General features: G+C 71.3%; 12 protein-coding genes and 1 pseudogene. 8 read left to right on the plus strand and 5 right to left on the minus strand.

Annotated features, from left to right (window positions below):
- Window positions 1-246 precede the first annotated feature (246 nt).
- On the minus strand, window positions 247-2679 hold the full coding sequence (locus tag EK403_RS08750; protein ID WP_128777120.1) for a M10 family metallopeptidase C-terminal domain-containing protein: 2433 nt from the start codon (window positions 2677-2679) through the stop codon (window positions 247-249).
- A 585-nt stretch (window positions 2680-3264) separates the two neighbouring features.
- Here EK403_RS08750 and EK403_RS08755 point away from each other — a divergent pair.
- Window positions 3265-4218: a GNAT family N-acetyltransferase gene (locus EK403_RS08755; protein ID WP_245479595.1), complete on the plus strand. Its 954-nt coding sequence runs from the start codon at window positions 3265-3267 to the stop codon at window positions 4216-4218.
- 103 nt (window positions 4219-4321) lie between these two features.
- Here the strand turns inward: EK403_RS08755 and EK403_RS08760 are convergent, their stop codons facing one another.
- Window positions 4322-4489, minus strand: a complete 168-nt coding sequence (locus EK403_RS08760; RefSeq protein ID WP_428979589.1) for a DUF1674 domain-containing protein — start codon at window positions 4487-4489, stop codon at window positions 4322-4324.
- A gap of 148 nt (window positions 4490-4637) precedes the next feature.
- On the opposite strand from EK403_RS08760, the gene htpX reads away from it, so the two are divergent.
- From htpX to EK403_RS08790, 6 genes are all read left to right on the plus strand, one after another.
- Window positions 4638-5693 (plus strand): zinc metalloprotease HtpX, encoded by a 1056-nt coding sequence (gene htpX, locus EK403_RS08765; protein WP_128777122.1) that lies wholly within the window; start codon window positions 4638-4640, stop codon window positions 5691-5693.
- Window positions 5690-7060, plus strand: a complete 1371-nt coding sequence (locus EK403_RS08770; protein WP_128777123.1) for an RsmB/NOP family class I SAM-dependent RNA methyltransferase — start codon at window positions 5690-5692, stop codon at window positions 7058-7060. Before htpX ends, EK403_RS08770 begins: the two co-directional genes overlap by 4 nt.
- An 82-nt stretch (window positions 7061-7142) precedes the next feature.
- A complete protein-coding gene (locus tag EK403_RS08775) occupies window positions 7143-8912 on the plus strand; it encodes a heparinase II/III family protein (RefSeq protein WP_128777124.1) in 1770 nt (589 codons plus the stop codon).
- 233 nt (window positions 8913-9145) lie between these two features.
- Window positions 9146-9358: a hypothetical protein gene (locus tag EK403_RS08780; protein ID WP_128777125.1), complete on the plus strand. Its 213-nt coding sequence runs from the start codon at window positions 9146-9148 to the stop codon at window positions 9356-9358.
- A 165-nt stretch (window positions 9359-9523) separates the two neighbouring features.
- Window positions 9524-11110: a bifunctional phosphoribosylaminoimidazolecarboxamide formyltransferase/IMP cyclohydrolase gene (gene purH / locus EK403_RS08785; protein ID WP_128777126.1), complete on the plus strand. Its 1587-nt coding sequence runs from the start codon at window positions 9524-9526 to the stop codon at window positions 11108-11110.
- A 171-nt stretch (window positions 11111-11281) separates the two neighbouring features.
- A complete protein-coding gene (locus EK403_RS08790) occupies window positions 11282-12043 on the plus strand; it encodes an SGNH/GDSL hydrolase family protein (RefSeq protein WP_245479596.1) in 762 nt (253 codons plus the stop codon).
- Between the two features lie 223 nt (window positions 12044-12266).
- Here EK403_RS08790 and grpE read toward each other — a convergent pair whose 3' ends face one another.
- The 3 genes from grpE to EK403_RS08805 all read right to left on the minus strand — a co-directional run bounded on the left by grpE (window position 12267) and on the right by EK403_RS08805 (window position 20509).
- The gene (gene grpE, locus EK403_RS08795; RefSeq protein ID WP_128777128.1) at window positions 12267-12953 is read right to left on the minus strand and encodes a nucleotide exchange factor GrpE; all 687 of its coding nucleotides are present in this window, start codon (window positions 12951-12953) and stop codon (window positions 12267-12269) included.
- A gap of 91 nt (window positions 12954-13044) precedes the next feature.
- Window positions 13045-15108, minus strand: coding sequence for a penicillin-binding protein 1C (gene pbpC, locus EK403_RS08800; protein ID WP_128777129.1), 2064 nt, complete (start codon window positions 15106-15108; stop codon window positions 13045-13047).
- A gap of 193 nt (window positions 15109-15301) precedes the next feature.
- On the minus strand, window positions 15302-20509 hold the full coding sequence (locus tag EK403_RS08805) for an alpha-2-macroglobulin family protein (protein ID WP_128777130.1): 5208 nt from the start codon (window positions 20507-20509) through the stop codon (window positions 15302-15304).
- A 145-nt stretch (window positions 20510-20654) separates the two neighbouring features.
- On the opposite strand from EK403_RS08805, the pseudogene EK403_RS22305 reads away from it, so the two are divergent.
- Window positions 20655-21774 (plus strand): annotated as a pseudogene (locus tag EK403_RS22305) (hypothetical protein); the annotation flags it as partial.

Here is a 21774-nt window from a genome sequence, read left to right on the forward strand (position 1 = left end):
TGCCTGTGACGCGCGAGCTCGAGGACGCCGAGATCAAGAACGTGACGGTGTTCAGGCTGATCGCATAGCCCAAGAGCGTATGCGGGTTTCGCAGGGACGCTGACAGGCCAGCCGTCATTCCGGGCTTATCCCGGAATCTATTATCGCCGTGTGCGCAATGGCGTGGCGCGCTCGGAGGCAATGGATCCCAGCGCTTCGGCCGGGATGACGGTTGCGTTTGTGGCGGCCGACATCGCGCAGTCCGCTTCAGAACAGAAAATCCGCGCTGTCGAGGTCGCCGCGCGAGACGTCGAACAGCTTCAGCGCGCCGTCCTTACCGAAGTCGATCGTGACCGTGCCGCCGCCGCTGAACGACACGCTCTTCTGGAAGTCCCGGAAGTCCTCGAAGCCGAAGGCCCTGAGGTCGATCTGGTCCTGGCCGCCCTTGGGCGCTGCGTCGAAATCGTTGAGCGTGTCGGTCCCGAAATCCTTGGCGAACACGAAGCGGTCCCCGCCGTCGCCGCCGATCAGGGTGTCGTCGCCCGCGCCGCCCTCGATCGTGTCGTCGCCGACGCCGCCCTGCAGGATGTCCTTGCCGCCCGCGCCCGACAGGACGTCGTTTCCTTCGTCTCCGAAGAAGGTCTCGGCGTCCCCCGCGCCGGTGATGGTGTCGTTCCCCGCGTCGCCCTCGGCGATGAAGTCGCCGCCGCCGCCGGTCGTGATCAGGTCGTTTCCTTCGCCGCCATAGATCTCGTCATTGCCGTCGCCGCCGGAGAGCGTGTCGTTCCCGTCCTCGCCGTCGATCCGGTCGTCGCCGTCGTCACCCGTGATCTTGTCGTCGCCGGTCCCGCCGGACAGCCCGTCATCGTCTCCGCCGCCGAAGAGCTCGTCGTCGCCGCCGTAGCCGGTGAGCCGGTCGTCGCCGTCGTCGCCGCGCATCGTGTCGGCGCCGACGCCGCCGTCGACCGAGTCGCCGCCGTCCCGGCCCCTGAAGTCGACGCGCGTGAAACCTTCCGCGTTCGAGCCGGCGAAATCGCTGAAGAGGCTCATCTTCGTCGGGTCGACGACGGCGAGGAAGAAGCCGTCATTGTCGAAGTCGAGGTCGATGCGCAGCACGTCGTTCTGCGACTTCTGGCCCAGCGAGACGCCGTCCGCGCTGACGTCGCCGCCGAACGCCTGGAAGGCGCCCTCGCCCGTCACGACCACCGTGTCTGTGCCCTTGCCGCCGACCAGCATGGCGTCGGCGCCGCCGCCCTGTATGGTGTCGTCGCCGCCGCCGGCGAAGATGTCGATCTCCGGCGCGCCCCGGATCTCGATGAAATCCTTGCCCCCGCCGAAAACGAAGCCTTCGACGCCCCTGAGATCATCGTCCTTCGCGCCGATGAAGCCGGTGACGTTCCACGCGCCGTCCTCGGCCGGGCCGACGCGCTGGATCCTGACGCTGACGCCCTTGGCCGCGGTGTAGCCCGCGTAGTCGATGCCAGCGCCGCCGTCGATGTCGTCCTGGCCGTCGCCGCCCGTCAGCGTGTCGTCGCCGTCGCCGCCGGAGAGCGTGTCGTTGCCGGCGCCGCCGTCGAGCTTGTTCCAGGCGATGTTTCCACTGAGCTTGTCGTTCCCGCTGCCCGTGTAGGCGTTCTCGATCAGCGAGCGGGTGTCGTCCTGGTACAGCAGCGCGTTGAAGACGTTGGCGCGTGACTCCTGGGTGACCTTGCCGCTCTTCACCTCGAGCTGGGCGGTCTGCGTCCCGAAGTCGACCCAACCGCCGGGCGCCAGGTCGACCGTCATGTCGGACCTGTAGTTCGACAGGTCGTAGGTGTCGTTGCCGTTGCCGTCCCAGATCGTCATGAAGACGACGTCGTCGAACGGCGTCCATTGCTGCTTGCCGTCGATGAAATAGGCGCCGGTCTTCTCGTTCCAGCTGTAGACGGTGTTCTTCTTCTCGGTCGAGAAGTCGGCGCCGTATTGCGACTGCAGCGCCGCGATGTCGAGCATCATCAGCGTCTGGGCGTAGTGCCCCTCGGGGTTGGTGTAGCCGTCGGAGGCATCGAGATCCTGACCGATGAAGGACCGGTAGGTCATCACCGTGAACTCCATGCTGTCCCATTCCTTGGGCAGCGCGGCGCGCACGAAGCCGTCCTCGAACTCTTCGCTCTCGTGACCGTGCTTCAGCCCCATGGCGTGGCCGGTCTCGTGCAGGATCGTGTGATAGGCGAAGGTGCCGACCTGCGGGTTCTCGTTCTGGAACTTGGCCTTGTCGAAGAAGATGTCGCCCGAGACCCAGTTCCGCTGGTCGGTGATGCCGGTCTCCTCGTCGGGCGTGTAGGCGTAGGCCGGATTGTCCTTTGCGTCGTCGGGCGCGTTCTTCCAGTCGGCGATGCCGTAGCGGATGCGCGCGCCGTTCTGGGCGCCCTGATCGTTGTCGAAATTGAAGGTGACGATCTTCTCGAACTCTTCCGCGGCCTTGAGGATGCCGTCGACCATCGCCTGCGGCATCTTCGAGATGCCCTCGTGGATGTCGTCCGGATAGTCGTCGATCAGGCCGTCGCGGGTGTCCTCATAGTTCTCGTCGCTGGTCGTGATCGCGAACCGCATGACCTTCTGCGCGTAGGCCGACCAGCGGAAGGCGTCGAGCAGACCGTCGATCTTCGGGTCGAAGGTCCCGATCGTGTCGTCGATGTCCTTGTCGCCGATGCTGCTCATGGCCGACCCCCGGGGTTTGGAGAGGGGCAGAGTAGCGGCGCCGCGATCGGCCAGGACATACGTGCTACTCCGTACTCGGTCGGAGTCCGCTCTCGAGCTCTCTCGGTCGCGCGAACCTTCTGGCGGCCAGGGCGCGCCCGCGAGCCTTCAAACGCTCTTATGGCGTACTACCAAATCTATATGGCTCATATCCTTTGCTTGATTGCGGGTCAGAATTAATCTCGTATAGTGATAATCTTCAACTCTATCATTTTCGCCGACGCTGTTACTGCAATGAAAATGGAGCTGTATATGCTTCAGGATATTGATTTTATTCATCACGCCTTGAGTGCTGCGGGCGCAGAAACGAGTGGAAACGTCGCCCGCCCTCCATCAAAAACCTGCTATCGCAGTTGAGATCACCAATGCGCATCGTTTCCGATGCGTCGCCGCCGAGTGGCGCCGGTTGGTCCAGCGCTGCGCTGATCCTAACGTGTTCATGGAGCCCGCGGTCGCTGAGGCGACGTCCGCGACGACCGCTACCCCGCTGCACGTGCTCCTCGCCTGGTCGCGCGAGGCCGACGGGCCCGCGGATCTGGTCGGCGTGTGGCTGCTCGTCACCACGCGACCATCTTCGGGTTTGCGGTTTTCAGTTTCGCCTGCCCGCTCAATTCTTTGACCTTCCTCGGCGCTCCGGTGCTCCATCGAGACCGCCCGGTCGAGGCGCTCTCTGCGATGCTGGACGCTATGGCCGCCCACCCCACTCTGCCGAAGCTGCTCTGCGCGAACGACATCGCGACGGATGGAGCCGTCCTTCCGGCTCTCGTCGAGGCCCTCGCCCGGCGCGGCGTTCGGGCGGTCGAGATCGACAGGCGGATGCGCGCCAAGCTCGAAGCGCCAGGCGACGGGCAGGCATATCTGAACCGCTCGCTCTCATCCAAGCGGCGCGCCGAGCTGCGGCGACAGCGCAAAAAGCTCGGCGAGCATGGCAGGCTGACCCATGTCAGCCATCGGACGCCGGCGGAGGTCGTCCCAGCCTTCCAGGAATTTCTTGAACTCGAGGCGGCCGGATGGAAGGGCCGGAGGCGCAAGGGAGGTCGCGCCATTCAGAACTCGCGATCACTTGCGAATTTCGCCCGGACGATGATCGCCGGGTTGGCGCAGGACAGTTGCGCGGGCATCGACGCATTGCGCCTAGACGGGCGACCCGTCGCAATGAATGTCTGGCTCAGATCCGGGCGCGGCGCGTTCGGCTGGAAGATGACATACGACGAAGTCTACGCGAAATGGTCCCCCGGAACGCTGCTGATCGAGGACATGACAAATAGCTTTCTATCGGACGGCTGCATCAGCTTCATAGATTCCTGCAATCGGCGCGATGCAACTGCTTTGGCGCAGATCTGGACCGAGCGTCGCGGCATCGTCGATCTCGTTATCGACGCACGCCGCGGCGGCTCTGCGAGCGGCAGGCTCGCGGCCGCCACGGAGTACCTGTATCGAAGGGCCAGAGGGATGATGCGGCGCACATATCTGACCGCTCGGTCGCGCTGGCGCCGATGAGGCGCAGGCTGCCTTTTGAAGCAAGGCGCGACGCTCGCATGTTCGGCAGGCTCAAGAACTGGCGGCGCATCGCCACGCCTACGACAGGCTCGCTGCGGGGCGGTCAGAAATCGCTGGCGATCCCCTTGGTCTCCCAGTCGCCGTAGCGAACCGGGTCCTTGCCCTTGCGGCCGTCGATCTCGCGGTCGCGGGCGAGCTCGGTCTCGCGCCGCTCCTGCTCGGCGCGGCGCGCCTTCGCCTCGGCGAGCGCGCGGGCGGCGGCGGCGCTCATCGGTCTTTCGGGTCTTGCTGCGTCGTCCGTCATCGCAGGGTCCGGCTGATCAGAACGTGAACTCTGGCGGGCGCTGGCGGCGCGCCTGCGCGATCCACATATAGGAGCGCGCAGTCCGCGCGGCGTCTTGAGGAGAGAGAAGAGCTCTATGAACTATTTTCGCACGGCGATCCTGCTTGCGGGCCTCACCGCGCTGTTCATGGGCGTCGGATTCCTGGTCGCGGGCAAGAGCGGCATGATCGTGGCCTTCGTGGTCGCGCTCGCCATGAACGCCTTCAGCTACTGGAACTCCGACAAGATGGTCCTGTCGATGCACGGAGCCGAGGAGGTGGACGAGCGCTCGGCGCCCGAGTTCTACGGCATGATCCGCGACCTCTCGCAGCGCGCCGGCCTGCCGATGCCCAAGGTCTACGTCATGCACGAGGATCAGCCGAACGCCTTCGCGACCGGCCGCAACCCCGAAAACGCCGCGGTCGCCGCCACCACCGGCCTGCTCGACAGCCTGCCGCGGGAAGAGGTCGCGGGCGTGATGGCGCATGAGCTCGCCCACATCAAGAATCACGACACGCTGATCATGACGATCACCGCGACCATCGCGGGCGCGATCTCGATGATCGCGAATTTCGGCTTCTTCTTCTCCGGCAATCGCGAGAACAACGGCTCGCCTTTCGGGATCGTCGGCTCGATCGCCATGATGATCCTTGCCCCGATCGCGGCCATGATCGTGCAGATGGCGATCAGCCGCGCGCGTGAATACGAGGCCGACAAGCTCGGCGCCGAGATCTGCGGGCGGCCCGAATGGCTCGCCTCGTCGCTGCAGAGGATCGAGAGCATCGCGCACCGCACCGAAAACTATACGGCCGAGCGCAACCCCGCGACCGCGCACATGTTCATCATCAACCCGCTGTCGGGCGCGCGGATGGACAATCTGTTCTCGACCCACCCGGCGACCGAGAACCGCGTCGCCGCGCTGATGGAGCTCGCACGCACGATGGGCGGCCAGGGGTGGTCGCCGACCGCCGTGACCGCCGCTCCCGCCCCGCGCCGCTATCGGCCGGTCGATCCGTCCGGGCCGTGGGACGGCGCTTCGCAGCCTGGCGGGCCTTCGGCGGGGCCCTGGGGCCGCAGCGACCGCCCCGATGACGATCGCGACCGCGACCCCTGGGGTCGCGGGGAGCGCCGGAACGACGGTCCCTGGGCTTGAGCCGCGGCCCCGACGGCCGCCCGGCGGGCGCGCGCCGCGCGCCCGGCATCTCGCAGCGCAATCAGCCGGAGCCGCCGGGGCTCGCCGCGCGGCGGGTCGCCGCGCGTCTCGTGGACGGCGTCCTGACCCGCACCCGCGCGCTCGACGCCGCGCTCGAGGCCGATCACGACCCATCGGGCTTCCGCGCGCTCAACCTCCGCGACCGCGCGCTCGCCCGCGCCATCGCAGGCGTGGCCTTGCGGCGCTTCGGAACGCTCCGCACGCTGATCGCAGCCCGCCTTGACCGCGGCCTGCCGAAGAAATGCGGGCAGCTCGAGGCCATCCTCGCGACCGCCGCGGCCCAGGCGCTCTATCTCGACGTGCCGGCCCACACCGCCGTCGACCTCGGCGTCGCGACGACGCGCGCCGATCCGGAGGCGCGCCACTTCGCCGGCCTCGCCAACGCCGTGCTGCGCGGCATCGCGGCCGACGGCCCGCCCGAACCCGATCCGGGCGGAAACCTGCCGCCCTGGCTGTTCGAACGCTGGCGCAGCGCCTATGGCGACGAGACCGCGGCGGGGCTCGCCGCGAACCTCGTCCACGAGGCCCCGCTCGACCTGACGGTCAAGGCCGACGCCGCCGGCTGGGCCGAGAGGCTCGGCGGCGTCCTGCTGCCGACCGGAAGCGTCCGCCTGGCGAGCCACGGCCCGGTGCCTGACCTTCCGGGCTTCGCCGAGGGCGCCTGGTGGGTGCAGGACGCGGCCGCCGCCATCCCCGCGCGGCTGTTCGGCGACCTCCAGGGCAAGCGCGTCATCGACCTCTGCGCCGCGCCCGGCGGCAAGACCGCCCAACTCGCCGCCGCGGGCGCCGAGGTCATAGCGGTCGACAAATCGGCCGAGCGCCTGACCCGGCTCAACCAGAACCTCGCGCGCCTCAGGCTTTCGGCCGCCGCGCGCGTGGGCGACGCCGCGACCATGCCGCTCGAGCCCGCCGACGCCGTGCTGCTCGACGCGCCCTGCAGCGCCACCGGCACGATCCGGCGCCACCCCGACGTCGCCTGGATGAAGCGCGAGCACGAAATCGCCTCGCTCGCCAGGCTTCAGGCGACGCTGCTCGACGCCGCCGTCCGCCTGGTCAGGCCGGGCGGCCTGCTGGTCTACGGCGTCTGCTCGCTCGAGCCCGAGGAGGGCGAGCGCCAGATCGCCGCGCTGCTCGCGCGCGACCCGCGCGTCGCGATCGCGCCGGTTTCGCCGGCCGAACTGCCGGGGCTGGAGGACGCGATCGACGCCTCCGGCTGCGTGCGAACCCTGCCCACCCACCTGCCGAACGACGACCCGCGCCTCGCCGGCCTCGACGGCTTCTTCGCCGCGCGCCTCAGGGTGGGGTGAGGGCTTTCGCGAATCGCGACAGGCGCGCGTGACTGTGCGAAGACGGTTTCGAGAAGGTCTCGGGGCGATCTCCGGTCTGGCGATGAAGAAGGGACTGAGCGGCCTCGGCGACAACGTCCGTCTCGCCGCGCTCGTCCTGAAGCACGGCGCGCGGGCGGGCGGACGCCGGATCGGCGGGCGCGCGGGGGCCTCGATCCTCGGACCGGCGCGCGCCTCCGAGAAGCTGGTGATCGCGCCGCGGGATCTTCGGATCAGCGACCCGACGCGCGCCGCCGAGATCTACGCCGGGACCTTCGCCTTCGCGGGCAAGACCGTGGACGTCGGCGGCGAGTCGCCGTTTCTGGCGGCCGCGCCGTCGCGCGACTGGGCGCGCGCGCTGCACGGCTTCGGCTGGCTCCGGCATCTGCGCGCCGCCGACACGACGCTCGCCCGCGCCAACGCCCGGGCGCTGGTCGACGAGTGGATCTCCCAGAGCGGCGGTCCGGATCGCGCCGCCCGCTCGCACGCGGTGGTGGCGCGCCGCCTGATCTCCTGGCTCTGCCATTCGCCGCTGATCCTCGACGGCGCCGACCAGGCGTTCTACCGGCGCTTCCTGAAGAGCCTCGCACGCCAGACCCGCGCGCTCGGCCGCGCCGCGACCTCGGCCGAGGACGGCGCGCCCCGGCTGCTCGCCGCCATCGCGCTCGCCTATGCGGGGCTGTGCCTGTCGGGCGAGACGCGGCTGATGAAATCCGCGGCCCAGCGGCTCGCGGACGAGATCGACCGCCAGATCCTGGCGGATGGCGGCCATGTCAGCCGCAACCCCGCGATGCTGGTCGAGCTGCTGCTCGACCTGCTGCCGCTGCGCGAGGCGTTCACAGCGCGCAACGTCCAGCCGCCGCAGGCGCTGCTCGGCGCGGTCGACCGCATGACTCCGATGCTGCGCTTCTTCCGCCACGGCGACGGCGAGTTCGCGCAGTTCAACGGCGCCGGCCCGACCTCGGGGGCGCTGGTCGCCACCATCCTCGCGCATGACGACGCCCGAGGCCGACCCATCGAGGACGCGCCGCATTCCGGCTATCAGCGGCTCGCCGCGGGCGACGCGCTTGTGATCCTCGACGCCGGCCCGCCGCCGCCCTTCGCGCTGTCATCCGAGGCCCATGCCGGCTGCCTGTCGTTCGAGTTCTCGAGCGGGCAGGACCGCATCGTGGTGAATTGCGGCGCGCCGCGCTTCGGCCGGGCGGACTGGGAGGACGCGGCGCGGGCGACCGCCGCGCACTCGACCGCGACGCTCGGCGACGTCTCGTCCTGCCGCTTCGCCGCGGGGAGGCTCAGGCGCCTCGTCGGCGCGCGCGTGACCGCGGGTCCCCGTCAGGTCCCGGTGACGCGCGCCAGGACCGCCGACGGCGTCTCGGTCACGGCGAGCCATGACGGCTACGTCGCCTTGTTCGGCCTGATCCATGAGCGGTCGCTGACGCTGTCGGCCGACGGCGCGCGGCTTTCGGGCTCGGACGCCTTCCGCGTCTCGGCGGTCCAGGCCTCCGGCCGTCGCGGCCGGGAGCCGAGGGTGGCGCTCCGCTTCCACCTCCATCCTGCCGTCAAGGCGAGCGTCCGGCAGGATGGCCACGGCGTCGTGCTCGCGGCGCCGGGCGGCGGCGGTTGGACCTTCGCCGCTCCCGGCTTCCCCGTCACGCTGGAGGAGAGCGTCTATCTCGCGAGCGAGCACGAGCCGCGGCGGACCGAGCAGATCGTCATCTACGCCACGGCGCGGAGCGCGCCCGAGATCGCCTGGTCGTTCGAGCGCCTGCCGTCCGAGCCCGCGCCCCGCAGGCGGCTGCCCGCCGCCGCGACGCTTGATCCCCTGCCGCTGTGAGGCGGGGCAGCGCACATCAAGCGATCTCGAACGGTCACCGGGAGTGAGAGATCAGGACATAAACATATCTTTATGTCGCGCTTGACGATGGCTCGTTCGTGCCATAGCGTAACCGGCGATCGAGGGTTACCGGCTCCGGCCAGAGCAGGAGGGACGCCGGTAAGCTGCATGGCGGCTCTATCCATACGATCAGCGAATGGCCGAATAATACCGCGAAGATCATGAGAAGCCCGATGAAGTTTTCAATTGACGCTTATTTGCGCGCCTACATCGACTACGGCAGCTCTGCCGTGTGGACGCTCGTTAGCGCTGCCTGCGTGACCGATGCTGAACGCCGGAAAGAAGTCGACGCGATCGAGAAAGCTGGATGGTTCGTGCTTCGCCACTTCAGCAGTCACAGCGCTGACAGAGAATTGGATGGCGCCGCGTTCCAGCCTGGCGGCTGATCGGCGGTCGCCGGCGCCTGTCTCGCTGCTCCGGCTGTCCGAGGCGGGCGTCTTGGACCCGCAAGCGGTCTCCGCCGGCGAAAGGGGGAGGGATGCGCTTGTCGGGCTTCTGTCCCGCGCGGCGAAATGCTACCGGCAGCCCCTCGCGCCGCCGGAGCCCGCATCATGATCGAACGCCCCATCACCCGCGCGCTGATCTCGGTCTCGGACAAGACCGGGCTGATCGACTTCGCGCGCGCGCTCTCGACGCGCGGCGTCGCGCTGGTCTCGACCGGCGGCACGGCGCGGGCGCTTGGCGAGGCCGGGCTTCCCGTTCAGGACGTCTCGGCGCTCACGGGCTTTCCCGAGATGATGGACGGCCGGGTCAAGACGCTGCACCCGAAGGTCCATGGCGGGCTGCTGGCGATCCGCGGCGACGCCGAGCACGCGGCCGCGATGGAGAGCCACGACATCGCGCCGATCGACCTGCTGGTCGTCAATCTCTACCCGTTCGAGGCGGCGTTGGCGCGCAACGCCTCGTTCGACGACATGGTCGAGAACATCGACGTCGGCGGCCCGGCGATGATCCGCGGCGCCTCCAAGAACCACGCCTTCGTCACCGTGGTGGTGGAGCCCGCGGACTATGGCGCGGTGCTGGTCGAGATGGACCAGAATGGCGGCGCGACGACCCCGGCGCTGCGCCGGCGGCTCGCGGCGAAGGCGTTTTCGCGCACCGCCGCCTATGACGCGGCGATCGGGACCTGGCTGTCGGCCGAGGCCGGCGAGGCGACGCCGGCCTTCCGGACGCTCGGCGGCGGCCTCGCGCAGAGCCTGCGCTATGGCGAGAACCCGCACCAGTCGGCCGCCTTCTACCGCACGGCGGAGAGCCGCGCCGGCGTCGCGACCGCGGTCCAGCTCCAGGGCAAGGAACTGTCCTACAACAACATCAACGACACCGACGCGGCCTATGAGCTCGCGGCCGAGTTCGACGCAGGCCGCGCCGCCGCCTGCGTGATCGTCAAGCACGCCAACCCGTGCGGCGTCGCGGAAGCGCCGAGCCTCGCGGAGGCTTACGAGAAAGCCCTCGCCTGCGACCCGGTCTCGGCCTTCGGCGGGATCGTGGCGCTCAACCGGACGCTCGACGCCGAGGCGGCGCGAAAAATCGTGGAGATCTTCACCGAGGTGATCATCGCGCCCGAGGCCGACGAGGAGGCGCGCGCGATCGTCGCCGCCAAGAAGAACCTCCGCCTGCTGGTCGCCGGCGCCCTGCCGGACCCGCGCGCCCCGGGCCTTGCGATCCGCACCGTCGCGGGCGGCTTCCTGGTGCAGTCGCGCGACGCTTCGGTCGCCGACGATCTCAAGCTCAAGGTGGTGACCAGGCGCGCGCCGTCGGAGCGCGAGCTCGCCGACATGCGCTTCGCCTTCCGGGTGGCGAAGCACGTCAAGTCGAACGCCATCGTCTACGCCAGGAACCTCGCGACGGTCGGGATCGGAGCCGGCCAGATGAGCCGCGTCGACAGCGCCCGGATCGCCGCGCGCAAGGCCGAGGACGCCGCCCGCGCCGCCGGCCTCGCCGAGCCGCTGACCCGCGGCTCGGCAGTGGCGTCCGACGCGTTCTTCCCCTTCGCGGACGGGCTCGACGCCGCGATCGAGGCCGGGGCGACCGCGGTCATCCAGCCGGGCGGCTCGATGCGCGACGCCGAGGTCATCGCCCGCGCCGACCAGGCCGGCCTCGCCATGGCGTTCACGGGCGTCCGCCACTTCCGGCACTGAAAGCCCAATAGTGATCGCCTGATCATACGCAGTCTTACGGACCTGACTCCGCCGCATTCGCCATGCTATTAGGCATGCCAGGGGATGGGGGATCCTTGCTTCTCGTTTGAGGCGTCAGCCTTTTTCGTCAGCTCTGGTCAGGGTGCTCGCCTCATGGCGTCTTTTGTGTCCGTGGTCCGTTCCAGCGCCGCCGTCGTTCTTCTCGCCCTCGCATCTTCATCCACCGTCCTCGCCGACTCGCTGACCGAACCCTGCCGGGTGGCGGACGAGTATCTCGGCCTCGCGGGTAAGCTCGACCGCGCGGCCGCCAGGCTCAAGGACCGCGATCCGTTCCGGATCCTCGTGGTCGGCTCGTCCTCGACGGCGGGCGTCGGCGCGACCTCGCCGGCCAAGGCCTACACCGAGCGGCTGGAGGAAGAGCTCGAGCATCGGCTTGCGGGCGTCGAGGTCGACGTCGTCGCGCGCGGCGTCGGCGGCGAGACCGCGATCGGCGCCGAGGCGCGGCTCGCCAAGGAGCTCGGCGCGACGAAGCCCGACCTCGTGATCTGGCAGATCGGCACCAACGACGTCTATCGCAAGGTCGACCTCTCGACCTTCCGGGCGACCGCCGAGCGCGGCCTCAGGGACATCGCGGCCGCGGGCGTCGACGCCGCGCTTCTCGATCCGCAATATGTGCCGCAGGACGAGGCGCTCTATGCGCCTTATGTCGGCGCGCTGGAGCAGCTGTCCGTCGCGACCGGCGTGCCGCTCGCCCGCCGCTTCGCGGCGATGCGGGCCGTCGCCAAGGCGGGGGGGGGGGGGGTGATCTCGCGCGACCGGCTGCACATGAACGACACCGGCCACGCCTGCGTCGGCGCTTTCCTCGCGGAGGCCCTCGACCGCAAGCTCGCCCCGACCCCGCCGGCGATCGCCGAGGCGCACCGCCCGACCTGAGGTCGCAGCGCATCGCCTGCAGTCGCCGACGGCAGGCGCCCGGTTTGAAAAATGCGCTTGGGGAACTGCTCTGCGTGCTTCGAGACGCATGCCTTCGGCATGCTCCTCAGCATGAGGGGCGTGAGAGGACGCCAAGAGCCGACCTCCTCATGCTGAGGAGCCGTCCGCAGGACGGCGTCTTGAAGCACGCAGCACGTCGGTGCAAGGAAGCGTACGCGCCCGCTCAGGCCGACCGGTTCACCCCGGCGGCCGCCGGCGCGGGCTTCGGGCCGCCGCGCGCGACGCCCACCATCGCGGGACGCAGGATGCGGTCGCCGATCAGATAGCCTTCCTGCATCACCTGCACCACGGTGCCGGAGGGCACGGACGCGTCCGGCGCCTCGAACACCGCCTCGTGGCGGTGCGGGTCGAACAGCTGACCCCTGGGGTCGATCTTGGTCACGCCGTTCTTCTCGAGCGCCTTGAGGAGTTCGCGCTCGGTCAGCTCGACGCCCTCCAGCAGCGCGGCGAAGGCCGGGTCGTCGGCGTCCTCGGCCTCATCTTCCGCGGTGTTGGTCGAGGCCGCCTCGATCGCGCGGCGCAGATTGTCGGCGACGCCGAGCAGGTCGCGGGCGAAGCCCGCATTGGCGTAGCGGCGCGCGTCCTGCGTCTCGCGCTCGGTGCGCCGGCGCAGATTCTCCATCTCGGCATGGGCGCGGAGCAGTTTGTCGCGCATCTCGACGAGCGCGGCCTCGAGCTCGGCGGTGCGGTCGAGATGCGCGGCGGGGCGCGGCTCGGTCACCTCGGGCTCGACGGAAGCGTCGGCGCGCTGCTCGTCGGTCTCGCGCGCTCCGGCATGGTCCCGCGCGTCGTTCGCGGGCTCGGTCCCGTCTTTGCGGGCGGCGGCGTCAGTCGACATCGGGTCCGACATGAGCGGGCCTCTTGTCCTTTCAACACTCGTGAAGGGTCGCGCCGGATATCTGACGGCGGGCGCCAAAAATCAAGGCGTCGGCGGTCGGGCCTCATTCCACACGCACATTCGCGGAAGCCGTGCGGCCCGCGGCGTCGGTGACCGTGACGCGCGCGAAGCCGGGGCCGGCGGCGGTCCAGAGCGTCTCGCGCCGCCGTTCCGGCGGCAGCGGACGTCCGTCGACCAGCCAGCGAAAGGGCGGCGAGCCCCCCGCGGCCTTGAGCGCGAGCGCCGCGCCCTGGCCGAGCTCGACGCGTGCGCCGTCGGGCGGGAAGGCGACGGTGAGCGGGACCGCCTCCTGCGCCCCCGAAATGGCCGGGGGACCGCCGGCCTGACGGAAGCGCTTCAACGGAGCCGGCAGCTCCGCGAGCGAAAGCGCCGCCGCGTCCGGCGCGGGCGGCAGCGGCGCGAGTCCGTCGTCGAGCCGCGCGAAGGCGTCGAACAGGATCGGGGCCGCTGCGTCGCGCCCGACCAGGCCCGCGCTCGAGGCGCCGTCGGGCCGCCCGGCCCAGACCGCGACCACGCGCCGCCCGTCGAAGCCGACCGCCCAGGCGTCGCGATAGCCGTAGGAGGTGCCGGTCTTGAAGGCGAGCCGGCCGCCCAGCGCCGCCTCGGGCGGCGGGCTTTTCAGCAACGCCGCCGCGACCGCGGCCGCCGCCAGCGGATCGCACAGCCGCCGGCCGGTGGCTTCTGCGTCAGAGACCATGGCGGGATCGTCTGTGAGCGGGACGGTCGCGCCGCCGCGCGCGAGCCCGGCATAGAGCGTCGCGAGGTCGACCAGCCGGATCCCGACGCCGCCGAGCGCCACCGCAAGCCCCGGGGTCTCGCCGGCCGGCAGCGCGAGGCCGCCGCCGGCCGATCTCAGGCGCGCGACGAAGCGCGCCGGGCCGACCGCCTCGAGCAGCGCGACCGCCGGAATGTTGAGCGACAAAGCGAGCGCCTGCGCGGCCGAGACCGTGCCGTGGAACCCTTCGTCGAAATTGCGCGGCGCGTAGTCGCCGAAGCGCGAGGGTCGATCCTCGATCAGGGTCGCGGGGGCCGCGATCCCGTTCTCGAAGGCGAGCGCGTAGATGAACGGCTTCAGGGCCGAGCCCGGAGAGCGGATGGCGCGGGTCTGGTCGAGCGAGCCCGCGCGGGCGGCGTCGAAATAGTCCGCCGAACCGACCGAGGCCTCGATCGCCCCGGTGGCGTGGTCCGCGGCGACGATCGCGACCGAAAGCCCGGGGCCCAGCGCCCTCGCCCGCTCGCGCGCGAGCTCCTCGAGCGCGCGCTGGGCGTCGCGGCGGATCGTCAGGCGGATGGTCCCGCCGACACCGGCGCGCCGCGCCGCGGCTTCCGCCGCATGGGCCGCGAGGTTCGGGAAGGCGCGGCGGCCGTCCGGCACCGGCTCGTCGCGGGCGTGCTCGGCCTCCGCGGCCGAGATCGCGCCCGCGCTTGCGAGCCTGTCCAGCACCCGATCGCGTGCGGCGCGGGCGGCTTTGGGATCGCGGTCCGGCCGGCGGGTCTCGGGCGCTTGCGGGATCGCGACCAGCAGGGCGGCCTCGGCGGTCGAGAGCCGCGCCGGCTCCTTGCCGAAGAAAGCGAGGCTCGCGGCCCTCACCCCCTCCAGATTGCCGCCATAGGGCGCGAGCCGGAGATAGAGGTCGAGCACGCCCTGCTTCCCGACGCGGCGTTCGAGCGCGAGCGCCGCGCCGGCCTCGCGCCATTTCCGGGCGAAGCTCCGCGAGCGGTCGGGGGAGAGCAACCGCACGACCTGCATGGTGAGGGTCGAGCCGCCCGACACGACGCCGCCATGCCGGACCGCCTGCCAGCCGGCGCGCAGCGCCGCGAGCGGGTCGACGCCAGGGTGGGCGAAGAAGCGCTTGTCCTCATAGGCCGTCAGCAGCCGGAGGAAACGCGCGTCGACCTCCGACCGCGCGACCGGCAGCCGCCACGCCCCGTCGGCCGCCGCGAACGGGCGCAGCAGGCGGCCGTCGCGGTCGTCGACCAAGGTAGAGAGGAGATTGGCGCGGCCGGGTTCGGGCGCGGGGTATTGCGCGAGCGAGAGCGCGACCGCGGAGCCGCCGACGAGAGCGAGGAGCGCGGCGACCCCCGCAAGGCGTTTCAGGCGGCGCATCGGGCTGGCAGCCTGTGGACGAAGTTATCGATTTCGGCGGTGTCGCCTGGGCCCCCTCCACCGCTTCGCGGTCCCCCTCCCCCGCTGACGCAGGGGAGGAGCGCTGACGGCGCAGCCTGAGATCCTCCTCCGCTTGCGGAGGAGGGGGACCATGCGGAGCATGGTGGAGGAGGCGCGTGGCGCGATCGCCGACTCATCTCCCCGCCGTCACCTCGACGACGCCCGCGCCGGTCCGCGCAAAGCGGTCGGCGCGATACATGTCCTCCACCGTCGCGGCGGGTTGGGCGGAGCGGCCCGGGGCGACGGCGCGCACCACATAGGCCGCCGAATAGACCGCCGGCCCGTCGGCCTCGCGGTCGAACGCCGCAACGAAGCGGTCGTCGCGGAACTCCGAATGCGCGGCCTGCGGCTCGTCGCCGAGCATTCCGAGCGCAGGGAGCTTGGCGCTGGTCACGAGCTCCGGATTGTCGATCTCGAAGCCTGCGGCCAAGCGGTCGACGACCAGCACGCGGCCCGGCCGGGGCTCGGGCTCGGTGACGGTCAGCACCACGACGAGCCGCGCATTCTGAGCGACCTTCGAGGCGTCGACCTCGACGCCGGCCGTCGTGTAGTAGCGCCGCTCCAGCCGGAAGCCGCTTTCGGCCGGTGGCTCGGGCGTCAGCGGAGAGCCCGTGACGGCGACCACCGCCTCGAGCGGCGTCTGGCCGGCGTTCGCGATCGTGGCGGGTCCGGCCGCGAGGCGCTCGGGCGGGAAGGTGCGATCCAGCGGGCCCGCATGGGGCTGTCCCTCGACGGTGAGCGACAGGTCGGCGCTCGCGGCCTTCAGCCCGCGCGCCGCGAGCAGCAGCCAGGCGTTCTCCTGCGTCGTGAGGTAGGAGCGGTCGCGCCGCGCAGAACCGACGCGCCGGAGCGCCGCGGGGGTGAGGGCCGCGCCGGCCCGGCTCTCCGAGGCGAGCGCCACGATTGCGGCCTGGTCGCGCAGCACGGAGCCGAAATCGGTGCGCGCCGCGTCGTCGGGCGGCGCGATCTCGGCCGCCGCGAAGGCCCGCGAGGCGCGCGCGAAGTCGCCGGTCTGGGCGAGCGCCGCGGCGATCTCGGCGCGCGCCAGCGGGCTAGCGAACTCCTCGATCTTGACGTCGGCGAGATAGCGCAGATCGCCGATCAGCGCCCGGCCGTTCTTGGCCAGCACGTAGTGGGCGTAGGCCACATCGCTCTCGGTCGCGTCGTTCCTGAGGCCCAGCGTGTTGCGCAGATTGTCGAGCGCGAGCGCGAAGGCGCGGTCGGGCACCTCGAAGCCCGCCGCGCGGGCGCGGCCGAACACGTCTGTCACGAAGGCGTCGAGCCAGAGGTCGCCTCCTTCAGCATTCCACAGCCCGAACGAGCCGTTCGAATCCTGCCGCGACAGGATGCGGGCGATCATGTCGCGCGCCGTCGCGCGGACGTCGTCGGCGCTCTTGTCTGCGACCTGGCTCGACAGGCCGGCCTCGTCGCCATGGATCAGCGCGATCAGCCGGCTCGAGAGTTGCTCGGAGCAGGCGTAGGGGTAGCCGTCGAGCGCGAGCTTGAAGCTCGCGGCGTCGAGCTGGCCCGGCTTGCCGACCGACAGCGCGACCGAGCCGGCGCCGGGCACGAGGTCCAGCAGCATGTCGTTCGAGACGGTCAGGCTCGCGCCCTTGGCGAGCGCCACCACGTTGCGGCGGATGATCGGCGAGGTCTGGGGCTTTGCGGGGAGCGCCAGCGCCTGGGCGAGGGTCTTGCCGTCCGGTCCGGTCAGCCGAACGTCGACGCGTCCCTGGCCGACGCCGGTCGCGGAGATCGGGAGCTCGACCGCGGCGCGCGCCTTGGCGGCGAGCTTCACCGTCCTGGCCCCGTCGGCGAGTTGCAGCGGCCCGGAGGCCGCGGCCTCGATCCGGTAGTCGCCCGCGGGACCCGTGACGTTGTCGAGGTCGAGCCTCAGCCGCGAACGGTCGCCATTCGCGAGGAAGCGCGGCAGGGCGGCGGTCACGACCACGGGGTCGGCCACCGTCACGTCCTTCGCGGCGTGGCCGAGCTTGCCGCCGGACCAGGCGACCGCCATCAGCTTCACGGTCCCGTTGAAGGCCGGGATCTCGAACGGGACCGAGACGAGTCCGTCCGGCCCGACCTTGACGAGGCCGGAGAACAGCGCGAGCGGCGCCTGGGTCGGCGCGTCCTGCAGGCCGCCCGCCCCCGCGCCGTCGCCGCCGGACCGCAGCTTGCCGCGCGCGGCCGTCATGCCGTCGATCAGCTGGCCGTAGAGGTCGCGGATCTCGGCCGAGAGCTTGCGCTGGCCGAACACGGCCTGGTCCGGGGCCGGCGGCCTGTAGCCCGTGAGGTTGAGGATGCCGACGTCGACGGCCGCGAGCGTCACATAGGCCTGCTCGCCCGCGGCGAGGTTGGTGAGCTTCAGCCCGACGTCGAGCGTGCGGCGCGGCTCCATCTTCTCGGGCGCGTCGATCGCGACCCCGATGGTGCGGTCGGCGGCGTCGATCTGGGCGTGCGCCACCCCGACCGCGCGGCCGGGCATACGGCTCGCCTTGGCGTCGAGCGGCCGGTGCACGAAGGCGACCACATAGGCGCCGGGCCGCCAGGCTTCGGTCACCGGGAAGCTCAGCCGCGTCCCCTCGCCCGAGACGTCGAGCGTCTTCTGGTCCACGACCCCGCCCGCGACCGCGAGCACGGTCGCGCGGCCCGCGAAGCGCGAGCCGAGCGTGACGGTCGCGGTCTCGCCCGGCCGATAGGCCGGCTTGTCGAGCGCAACGTCGAGCGTGTCGGGCGTATCGGCCGAGGCGGCCGCGAAATAGCCGGCGTCGAACGCGACGCTGGTCGCCGGCCCCTGCGGATCGGCGCTCGCGACCTCGAGCCGGTAGCGGCCATACTCGACCTTGGCCTCGACCTTGCCCGGCGCGTCGGCCGAAATGTCGAGCTTGCCGTCCGCCACGCGGCGGGCGCGCGTCACGGTCTCGAAATTCCAGCGCCCGTTGGTCGCGTACCACTGATAGCTGGTCTCGAGCTTCATCAGCTGCCAGCCGAGGCCGGCCTGCGCCACCCCCCTGCCGTCCGGCCCGACGCCGCGGACCTCGAAGCGCGCGGTCTCGCCGTCGCCCACCCGGTCCGCGAAGAGCGGCTTGACGCCGATCCGGACTCCGGTCGCGGCGACCGGCAAAGTGATCTTGCGTTCGAGGGTGCGGCCGGAGGGCTCGGCGAGCCTCAGGGTCACCTCGGCTTCGAGCGGCCGCGTGGTCTCGGGAAGAGGCGGCTCGGCTATGCGGATATTGGCATGCCCCTTGGAATCCGTCCGGCCGAGCCCGTCGAGCGGCGTGCGGACCGGCGCGACGGTCTCGTCCGACAGGCCGAAGCGGTAGCCCTCGAAGCCCTTGAGCCAGCCCGCGCGGGCCTGCACCGTCACCTCGCCCTCGAGCGCGAGGTCGGCGGCGGGCGCGCCGTAGAGCCAGCGGCCGTCGACGGTCGCGGTCGCGCCGGCGGCGCCAAGCTCGGTCGCGGCCGAGGCGACCCTCATGTCGAGTTTTTCCGGCACGTAGTCGGCGACCAGAAAGCTCGCCTCGCCGATCGGCTCGCCCTTGGCGTCGGCCAGCGCCTCGACCCGCCACGTGCCGCCCATCGCCTGGTCGACCAGCGGGATGTCGTAGGTCCGGCCGCCGGCGCCCGCGTCCTGGCTCACCACGCGGCGGTCCTCGACGCCGTCGGGCCGCTTCACCACCAGCGTGATCGGCAGGCCCGTGACGCCCGCGCCCTTGTCGTCGCGGAGCAGCGCGGTGACGTGGACGGTCTCGTTCGGCCGGTAGACGCCGCGCTCGGCGAACACCACCGCGTCGAGCGGGCCCGGCGCCGCGCGGCCGCCGACGCCGCGGTCCGACAGGTCGAAGCCCGGTCGGGTGAGGTCGAGGAAGCCGTAGTCTCCGCCCGTCGAGGCGACCAGCACCGCGGGCGCCTGCCCGCCGGTCCCGCGCACAAGGCCGGGCTCGAACGTCGCAAAGCCCTGATCGTCGGTCCTGCGGGTCGCCAGCACCTCGTTGTCGCGGGCGAGCAGCCGGAGTTCGACGTCCTTGAGCGGGCCGGCGTTGGCGAGCGAGCGCGCGAAGGCCTTGACGCCGTCGGCTCCCGAGACCGCGGTGAGGCCGAGGTCAGAGACCACGAACCACTGGGTGGCGCGGGCGTCCCACGGCTCGGGCTCGGTCGCGTTCTTGGGTCGCGCGGCCATGACATAGACGCCGGGCGCAAGGTTTGGGATCGCCTCCGAGACCGGGAAAGCGGTCGTCACGTCGGCGTTCTGGCGGCGCTCCACCACGAGCTCGCCCGAATAGACGGTCGCAGCCGTGTCGCTCTTGAGCTTGTCGAGCGCCTCGCCGTCGAGCTGCTTCTGGAAGTCGCCCGAGGTCACGGCCTGGGCGAGGCTGCGGTCGCCGATCCGGAAGATTTCGACCGTCACCGCGTCGACATTGACGGTGACGACCGGCACGCCCTGCTGGCCGACCGAGGGCAGCACGTAGTTGCGGCCTGTGAAGCGCGCCGATGGCGCTCGGTCGCGGACATAGATGCGGAAGTCCTTCGAGGCGAGCAGCGGCTCGTCGACATTGGAGGGGAGGCCTTCGCGGATCGTGAGCTCGTAGGTTTCCCCATGCTTCAGCCCGTCGACGCAGATCTGCTGCGCCTCGGCGGTCACGGCCGGCTGCTCGACGCCCTTGAGCTTCACGTAAGGCGAGAAGTCGACCCGCCCCTTGGCGAGGTCCTCGGAGAACTGCACGCAGGCGCGTGGCGAGGCCGCGTCGCTGTCGACCGAATAGTCGAGCGCGCGGAAGCCGTGCTCGGCGCGCATCGAATTGTAGGTGTTGCGGGCGTCGGGATTGTCGGCGAGCGCGAGGCTCGCCTTCAGCGCGTCGAGCGCCGGCCGCCAGTTCTCGCGGGTCGCGAGCGCGTTCGCCAGCACCGCGAGCGCCCGCGCCTTGGTCTTGGCGTCGGGCGAGACCTCATAGGCCCGCCAGGCGGCGCCGACCGACTGCTCGCGCAGGCTGTCCTTCTCGGACCAGTCGTCTGTCTCGACGCGGCTGAGCGCGACCGAGAGATTGCGCCAGGCCTGCTCGTTCTGCGGGTCCTTGCCGGCCGCGACCGCGAAGGTCACCGAGGCCTCGCGCCAGCTCGAGGCGCGGATCTGGGCGACGCCCTGCTTGATGAGCTCGGCGACCGGCCGCGCGTCCGAGGCGGCCTCGCGCTTCAGCCTCGCCTCGAGCTTGAGGCCGCTCTCGGAGGCCTCGCGGTTCTGGAAGCCGCCGGCCGGGGTCTGGGCCACGGCGGCGAGGGAAAGACCAGCCGCCAGCGCCGCAGCGCCGAGGCCATGAGCGAAACCGCGCCAACCGAACGCCATCCTGCCGTCCCCCCATGCCGCCCGCCTGGGCGGACAGGGCACGATAGTCCTCCCCGCCCGCGAACGGAACGGCGTTGATTCACACGTTCTCAAGACGTGAGCGGCGATCCTGCGGGACCGATCCTTCACCGACGAGACGACCGCCATGGCGATGGCGCGACCGACGGCCGAGCCCGCCTCCCTCGACGCCCTCGCCGCGGCGGCGCTCGGCCGCTCCGGCTGGCCGGCCGTCTTTTGCGTCTGGGCGGCGTTCGCGCTCTGGCAGGCCGCGGCGCATTTCTCCGGCGCGATCTCCGCGATGTCGACCGACGACGCGATGCGGCTCGCCGAGGTCCGCGACCTGATGGCCGGCCAGCCATGGTTCGACCTGACCCAGCACAGGCTCGACCCGGCTCAAGGCATGCTGATGCACTGGTCGCGGCTGATCGACCTGCCGATCGCGGCGCTGCTCGGCCTGCTTGAACGGCTGACCGACGCCGATGCGGCGCTGAAGCTCACTCTGACGCTGTGGCCGGCGGCGCTGCTGCTTGCCGCCATGCTGGCCTGCGCCTCGGCGGCCGCTTCAGTCGCCGGCCCCTCGGCCGGGGCGCTGTCCGCAGTGCTGTTCGTCGCCTCGCCGGCCGTCACCGCGCATTTCGACGTCGGGGCGATCGACCATCACGGGGCGCAGATCGCGCTCACCCTCGCGATGATCGCCTGCGCGGCGAGGCTCGACCGCTCCGCCGCGGCGATCGGCGCGGGCCTCGCAGCCGCCGCCACGATTGCGATCGGCATGGAGACCGCGCCGCTCGTCGCCGCCTGCGCGGCCGCGATCGCCTTGCGCTGGGCCGCAGTCGGCGAACCCATGGCGCGCGGCGCCCGCTCGTTCGGCCTCTCCTTCGCGGGCGGCATGGTCGCGCTCGCGGCCGCGACGCTGCCGCCCGACGCCTGGCTCGCGCCGACCTGCGACGCCATGGGCGTCGGCCATCTCGCGGTCGCGATCGTGGGCGGGCTCGGCCTCGCGGCCGCGACGGCCTTCACGACGGGCGGACGTCTGGCGCGGCTCGCCGCGCTCGCGCAGGTCGCCTTCGCGGCGCTGGCGGCGCTTGCGATCGTCGCGCCGAACTGCCTCGCCTCGCCCTATGCGACGCTTCCCGAGCGGCTCAAGACCGACTGGCTCGCGCATGTCCGCGAGGCCCATGGCTTCCTGTCCTTCGCGGCAGACAAGCCCGCGGCCGCGCTCGCGATCGGCTTCGCGCTCTCGGTCGTGGCGGCCGCCTGCGCCT

The organism is Hansschlegelia zhihuaiae (assembly GCF_004103825.1).
Taxonomy (GTDB): domain Bacteria; phylum Pseudomonadota; class Alphaproteobacteria; order Rhizobiales; family Methylopilaceae; genus Methylopila; species Methylopila zhihuaiae.